Origin of the sequence: Staphylococcus sp. HMSC62A08 (genome assembly GCF_001839105.1) — a bacterium.
Classification (GTDB): Bacteria; Bacillota; Bacilli; order Staphylococcales; family Staphylococcaceae; genus Staphylococcus; species Staphylococcus caprae.
Map to the genome: position 1 here is coordinate 545,720 of NZ_KV840027.1, position 7,094 is coordinate 552,813.

Annotated in this window: 5 protein-coding genes and 1 pseudogene; all 6 read left to right on the plus strand. The window is 31.8% G+C overall.

Annotated elements, in window-relative coordinates:
• The first annotated feature begins 26 nt into the window (after nucleotides 1–26).
• The 6 genes and pseudogenes from HMPREF3264_RS03445 (at nucleotide 27) to HMPREF3264_RS03470 (ending at nucleotide 6,729) form a co-directional block, all read left to right on the plus strand.
• Nucleotides 27–1,214, plus strand: coding sequence for a UTP--glucose-1-phosphate uridylyltransferase (locus HMPREF3264_RS03445; RefSeq protein ID WP_070830365.1), 1,188 nt, complete (start codon nucleotides 27–29; stop codon nucleotides 1,212–1,214).
• An 18-nt stretch (nucleotides 1,215–1,232) separates the two neighbouring features.
• On the plus strand, nucleotides 1,233–1,916 hold the full coding sequence (locus tag HMPREF3264_RS03450; protein ID WP_002443645.1) for a PAQR family membrane homeostasis protein TrhA: 684 nt from the start codon (nucleotides 1,233–1,235) through the stop codon (nucleotides 1,914–1,916).
• A 146-nt stretch (nucleotides 1,917–2,062) separates the two neighbouring features.
• Nucleotides 2,063–3,402, plus strand: a pseudogene (gene sdrM, locus HMPREF3264_RS03455) (multidrug efflux MFS transporter SdrM).
• 120 nt (nucleotides 3,403–3,522) lie between these two features.
• Entirely contained in the window at nucleotides 3,523–3,990 is a 468-nt protein-coding gene (locus tag HMPREF3264_RS03460) for a SepA family multidrug efflux transporter (protein ID WP_002443640.1), read from the plus strand.
• Between the two features lie 82 nt (nucleotides 3,991–4,072).
• Nucleotides 4,073–5,515 carry an MDR family MFS transporter gene (locus tag HMPREF3264_RS03465; protein ID WP_002443637.1) on the plus strand — a complete coding sequence of 481 codons (1,443 nt, stop codon included), beginning with the start codon at nucleotides 4,073–4,075 and terminating at the stop codon, nucleotides 5,513–5,515.
• A gap of 149 nt (nucleotides 5,516–5,664) precedes the next feature.
• Nucleotides 5,665–6,729 carry a P-loop NTPase gene (locus HMPREF3264_RS03470; protein ID WP_002443634.1) on the plus strand — a complete coding sequence of 355 codons (1,065 nt, stop codon included), beginning with the start codon at nucleotides 5,665–5,667 and terminating at the stop codon, nucleotides 6,727–6,729.
• The last annotated feature ends 365 nt before the right edge of the window (nucleotides 6,730–7,094 follow it).

The window sequence follows — 7,094 nt, forward strand, 5'->3', positions numbered from 1 at the left end:
ATTATTAGTACATAAGGAGCGTAATCATGTTAGACAAAAATCGATTGGAAAAATATAACCAAGAGCATTTGTATGAATATGAGAAATTGATGAGTAATAATGAGAAAGAATCTTTAGATAATAAGGTAAAACAGCTTGATTTAGAATCGATTCAAAATTTATATCAAGATTTATATGTGAATAGACAATCTATTGAAGATGTTTCTTCGGTTTCTGAAGTTAAATATGAAGTGAAATCCAAATTAACAGATGAAGAACGATATACATATGAACAAAAAGGTTATGAAGCAATTAGAAATGGCGAATTCGCTGTACTCTTAATGGCTGGAGGCCAAGGTACGCGTTTAGGCTATAAGGGACCTAAAGGTTCATTTGAAATAGAAGGGGTAAGTTTATTTGAACTACAGGCACGTCAGTTAATTAACTTAAAGGAACAAACAGGTCACACTATCAATTGGTATATAATGACAAGCGATATTAACCATGAAGCAACTTTGGAATACTTCAAACAGCATAATTATTTTGAATATGATGCGAATCATATACACTTTTTCAAACAAGCAAACATGGTCGCTTTAGGAGAAGATGGAAAGCTTGTATTAGATAGAGATGGTCACATTATGGAAACGCCAAATGGTAACGGGGGCGTCTTTAAATCGCTTAAAGATGCAGGTTATTTAGATAAAATGGAGAAAGATCATGTTCAGTATATATTCCTAAACAATATAGATAATGTACTAGTTAAAGTCTTAGATCCATTGTTCGCTGGATATACCGTTAGCAATAACAGAGATGTTACTTCGAAGACTATACAACCCCGTGAAGGAGAAAGTGTAGGTAGATTAGTTAACATCGATTGCAAAGACACTGTTCTCGAGTATTCTGAGTTAAATCCTGAAGTAGCAAATGATTTTGACAATGCTAATATAGGTATTCATGCCTTTAAATTAGCATTTATTAAAAGTGCGGTAGATAGAGAATTACCATATCATTTGGCTATCAAAAAATTAAAGCAATTGGATGAGGATTTTGGAGTAGTAGAACGACCTACATTAAAATTTGAGTTGTTCTATTTTGATATATTTAAATATGGAACAAGTTTCATTACTTTACAAGTACCTAGAGAAGAAGAGTTCTCACCACTTAAAAATAAAGAAGGCAAAGATAGTGTAGAAACAGCTACTGAAGATTTAAAGAGAATGGGATTGATTTAAATAAGGACGGTGGAATAGATGTCTCAATCATCTAAGCATAAAAACGAATCTGTTGTTGAAACATTTAAGGACATCATTCCTTTAACGTTTGGGGAAGAAATTGGTAATGCAGCATCTCATGGTGCTGCAGCATTACTGACGTTATTTATATTACCTTATGCAGCGGTGCACAGCTTTAATAATGGTGGCACATTGGAGTCTGTAAGTGTATCTATTTATATAATTAGTATATTTATGATGTTTATCTCATCAACAGTGTATCATTCGATGCAAAATCATACGGCACATAAGTATATTTTACGTATTATTGATCATAGCATGATATATGTGGCGATATCTGGGACCTATACACCTGTGCTGCTAACTGTCGTAGGTGGTTGGATAGGTTGGCTGGTAACGATTCTATTATGGGGAACTACGCTTTGGGGAATATTATATAAATCTATAGCTACAAAAGTGAATCATAAATTAAGCCTAATTGTTTATTTAGTGATGGGATGGATTGGTATTATATTTTTACCAATCATTATTATACGAACGTCTTGGCTATTTATTTTATTTATATTTCTTGGTGGTCTTTCATATACCATTGGCGCATGGTTTTATGCTCAAAAGAATAGACCTTATTTCCATATGATATGGCATATATTTATCGTTATAGCTTCATTATTACATATGGTAGGTATTTTATATTTCATTTAAGAATGTTAGCGGTAGAGTTTATATTACTCTGCCGTTTTGTTTTTTTAACATTATAAAATAATACTAATGCACGATTGTGTTAATCGATATAACGTATTAATATTTTAAAGGTTCGATACAAATCATAGAAAGGGAGGTAAACTAAAATGAAATTAAAATCTATAGTTACTGTCACTGCACTCATACTAATTATGTTTATGGCTGCAATCGAAACGTCCATTATTTCTTTAGCATTACCAACAATTAAAAACAATTTACATGCTGGAAATTTAGTTTCGTTAGTATTTACAGTATATTTTATAGCTTTAGTTGTTGCTAACCCAATTGTTGGGGAATTACTGTCGCGATTTAAAATTATTTACATTGCAGTTACAGGAGTGGCTTTATTCGCAATAGGAAGCTTGATGTCGGGATTAAGCGAAACATTTACCTTCTTAATTATTTCAAGAGTAATCCAAGGTTTTGGTGCAGGGGTAATGATGTCACTATCTCAAATTGTCCCTAAATTAGCGTTTGAAATACCTCTCAGATATAAAATAATGGGAATCGTAGGTAGTGTTTGGGGGATTTCAAGTATTGTAGGTCCTTTATTAGGGGGAGCAATTTTAGAATTTGCTACATGGCATTGGTTATTCTTCATCAATATACCAATTGCTATTATCGCTATCATTTTAGTGCTCATTACTTTTCATTTTCCAGATGAAGAAAATGTCAATAAAACTAATTTTGATGTAAAGGGACTATCAGTTTTCTATATCTTTATAGCATTACTTATGTTCGGTCTTTTAAATCAAGGACACATTTCATTAAACATTATCTCTATTATATTAGCGATGATTGTTATGATTTTATTATTCAAAATGGAAAAGAAAACTGAAAATCCATTTTTACCAGTTGCAGAATTTAATAAATCAATCGTTCTTGCATTTATTACTGATTTATTTATCGCTATGTCATTAATGGGGTACAATCTCTATATACCAGTCTATTTACAAGAAAAATTAGGCTTGTCTCCATTACAAAGTGGATTGGTTATATTTCCATTATCCGTGGCATGGATTACACTGAACTTTAATTTAGCTAAAATTGAAGCGCATTTTACTAGAAAAGCCTTATATATAAGTGCATTCACAATACTGTTAATATGTAGCATTGTTATTATATTCGGTTTGAAAGTACCAATTTTAATCGCTTTTGCAGTTATTTTTGCGGGACTCAGTTTTGGCTTTGTATATACTAAAGATAGCGTTATCGTCCAAGAAGAGAGTTCACCAAAAATATGAAAAAGATGATGTCATTCTATGCATTAACTAAAAATTTAGGTTCTTCAGTTGGATCAACAATTATGGGATATATGTATGCTTTGAAAGCAGGATTATTTGGTTCAGACTTACACAATGTATTAGGTTTAGTTTCTGTTATTTCGATATGCCTTGCGCTTATATGGACATTCCTTTATAGAAATGATGAATTATCAAATACTTAAATCCTAAATGAATAAACATTAAAAACGTCTACGATGTGTGTGGGCGTTTTTTAAATTTTATAAGGTTGGGTATAAGTGATACTATAAATATGTATTGATTAAGGAGGGGGGACAATTAAAGTGAAGTCGTTTAAAAATAAATTTTATAATTTAGCAGTAACACTTATTGTTCTCGCTATCTTTGTACTGTCAGGGGCAATTTTCTTAACTTTTTTAGGTTTTGGTTTATATGGTTTGAGTAGAATTTTAATATTCTTTCATTTAGGATACTTTGAATATAATAAAGGCTTTTACGATAATTTATTTTATTACGGTAGCTATATTATTTTTGGATATTTTACGCTGTTTGCGATTGAACATTTAATGGACTATTTTAAGAAAAAATTGCCTAACAACCCATACTTTCAAGGTATCACTTATCATCTCATTTCATTTATAGTCACAACAATCATGTTTTATTTCATCGTTCATATCCATTATGTATATATAAATATTCAATTTTGGGTAATTATGATAATCATAGGATTTTTATTTGTCTGTAAGGAAATCTTCTATCCGGAAAGTAAAAATTTAAATAATAAAAAATAATCAAATAAGCAATTAGATTGATTCGAGATCTTAATTTTGGTTAAATAAAAAACTGTTATCAAACAAGAAGGAGTAATTATCTATGGACACTATAAAATTACCCAAACATAGACGTAATTTAATAGTGGCAGTGATGTTAATTAGTGCATTCGTTGCAATATTAAATCAAACATTATTAAATACTGCCTTACCTCATATTATGCGTGAATTAAAAATTAACGAAAATACATCGCAATGGTTAATAACAGGTTTCATGCTGGTAAATGGTGTCATGATTCCTTTGACTGCTTATTTAATGGACAGAATAAAAACTAAACCACTATATCTTGGAGCGATGGGGACGTTTTTATTAGGTTCAATTATAGCTGCTATTGCTCCGAATTTCGGAGTATTAATGACTGCAAGAGTCATACAAGCGATAGGTGCTGGTGTGCTCATGCCATTAATGCAATTCACGTTATTTACATTATTTTCAAAAGAACATCGTGGTTTCGCCATGGGTCTAGCTGGATTGGTCATACAATTCGCTCCTGCGATTGGACCTACTTTCACAGGACTCATCATCGATAATGCAAGTTGGAGAGTTCCATTTATCATTATTGTTGGAATTGCTCTAATTGCATTTATATTTGGATTAGTTTCTATTTCAAGTTACAACGAAACGAAAGATACAAAGTTAGATAAGCCATCGGTTATATATTCAACGATTGGCTTTGGATTAATGTTGTATGCTTTCAGTAGCGCCGGTAATTTAGGATTTTCAAATCCTATTGTTATTGGCTCACTCGTGATTAGTATCGTGATTATTTTAATCTTTATAAGAAGACAAATAACGATTGCTAACCCGTTACTTAATCTTAAAGTATTTAAAAGTAAAATCTTCTGTTTCAGTACAATTACTTCCATGATTGTCATGCTTTCAATGGTCGGCCCAGCTTTACTTATTCCATTGTATGTTCAAAATGCATTAGGTTTATCTGCATTACTATCCGGTTTGGTTATTATGCCAGGCGCTATTATTAACGGTATCATGTCAGTATTTACAGGAAGATTTTATGATAAATATGGACCGAGACCTCTGATATTTGCAGGATTTACATTACTTACTATTTGTACGCTGTTGCTTTGTTTCCTAAAAGCAGATACATCATATACGTATCTCATCATTATATATGCGATCCGAATGTTCGCAGTTTCATTACTAATGATGCCTATTAATACTACAGGTATTAACGCCTTAGAAAATAAAAACATCTCACATGGTACTGCTATAATGAACTTTGGACGTGTTATGTCAGGTTCACTTGGTACAGCTTTAATGGTTACATTTATGAGTATAGGTGCAAAATGGCTAGGACCTTCATCATCAGCACACGCTAGTAAAGAATTATTACAAAGACAAACGGTCGCTGCTGGTGTCGATGTTTCATTTGCATTAGTAACAGGTTTTGTTGTTATTGCCTTTATTTTAGCCTTATTTATCAAAGAGCCGAATAGAAAATCTCAAAATATTAGAGAAGTATAAATATATTTATCGAGTTAGTCTATACAATTGTGTAGGCTAACTTCTTTTTTTATCATTAAAAAAGCCTTATACTTAAACAGATGAACTACGTAAATGAATAACTTTTGTTATTATGTAGATAAATTAACATTGATTAAGGGGGATTTACTTTGTTAACGGTAAATCAAGTTGAAGAGATAGTAGGTGCGTTAAAGGATCCAATTATTGATGTACCTTTAAAAGAAACTGATGGAATTGTTAACGTAACCATCAAAGAAGAGATAGAGCACGTAAGTGTTAAAGTTGCAATGGCTCAATTAGGTGGCCAACCACAATTAGATTTACAAATGGCAATTGTAAAAGCTTTAAAAGAAAATGGTGCAAATACAGTTGGTATCCGTTTCGAAGAGTTACCATCTGAAACAGTTGAGAAATATCGTGGTAAGGGAACTGAAAAACCAAAAACAATTGAAGGACTTCTTTCTCAAAATAATCCAGTTGAATTTATCTCAATTGCATCAGGTAAAGGTGGCGTTGGTAAATCAACCATAGCTGTAAATTTAGCTGTAGCTTTAGCAAGAGAAGGTAAAAAAGTTGGACTTGTAGATGCTGATATATATGGTTTTAGTGTTCCAGATATGATGGGTATTGATGAAAGACCTGGCGTAGATGGTAAAGAAATCATTCCAGTAGAACGTCATGGTGTTAAAGTCATCTCAATGGCATTCTTTGTTGAGGAAAATGCCCCAGTTATTTGGAGAGGGCCTATGCTAGGTAAAATGTTGACAAACTTCTTTACAGAAGTACAATGGGGAGATTTAGATTATCTCTTACTTGATTTACCACCAGGTACTGGAGACGTTGCATTAGATGTTCATTCTATGTTGCCATCTAGTAAAGAAATTATTGTAACGACACCTCATCCTACAGCAGCATTCGTTGCAGCTAGAGCTGGAGCTATGGCAAAACATACAGACCACTCAATTTTAGGCGTTATCGAAAATATGAGTTACTTTGAAAGTAAAGAAACTGGAAATAAAGAATATGTATTTGGTAAAGGTGGGGGAACTAAACTCGCTGATGAGTTAGATACTCAATTGTTTGGAGAATTACCATTAGAACAACCAACATGGAATCCAAAGGACTTTTCACCATCTATTTATCAGCCTGATGATCGCTTAGGTGAGATTTATACATCTATTGCTAGAAAGGTCATTGCTAGCACTCAAAAATAAATAAACAATTTTAAAAGAGCTTTATTAAATCATACAAAGACGAATTTCGTTTTTGTATGATTTTTCTATTGCAAATTTTAGAAATCATGGTAGAATATTTCTTTGTGAGCTACGAAAACGACACTCACAAAATTTAAAAAATAATGCAATTTAATTGTTGACTTAAAAACATAAAATTGATATTATAAAAAAGTCGCTGAAAAGCGATTGTAAAGTGTTTGTTTCAATTGTTAAGCGAGTGTAAAACTTACCCTTGCAAAGGTGATTAAAACACTTTAAAATAAATAAAGTAATCTTGATAAGTCATTGACTTTTGTTTATAAAAAAGATATGATGGAAAAGATTGATTTTATTCAAATGAACAT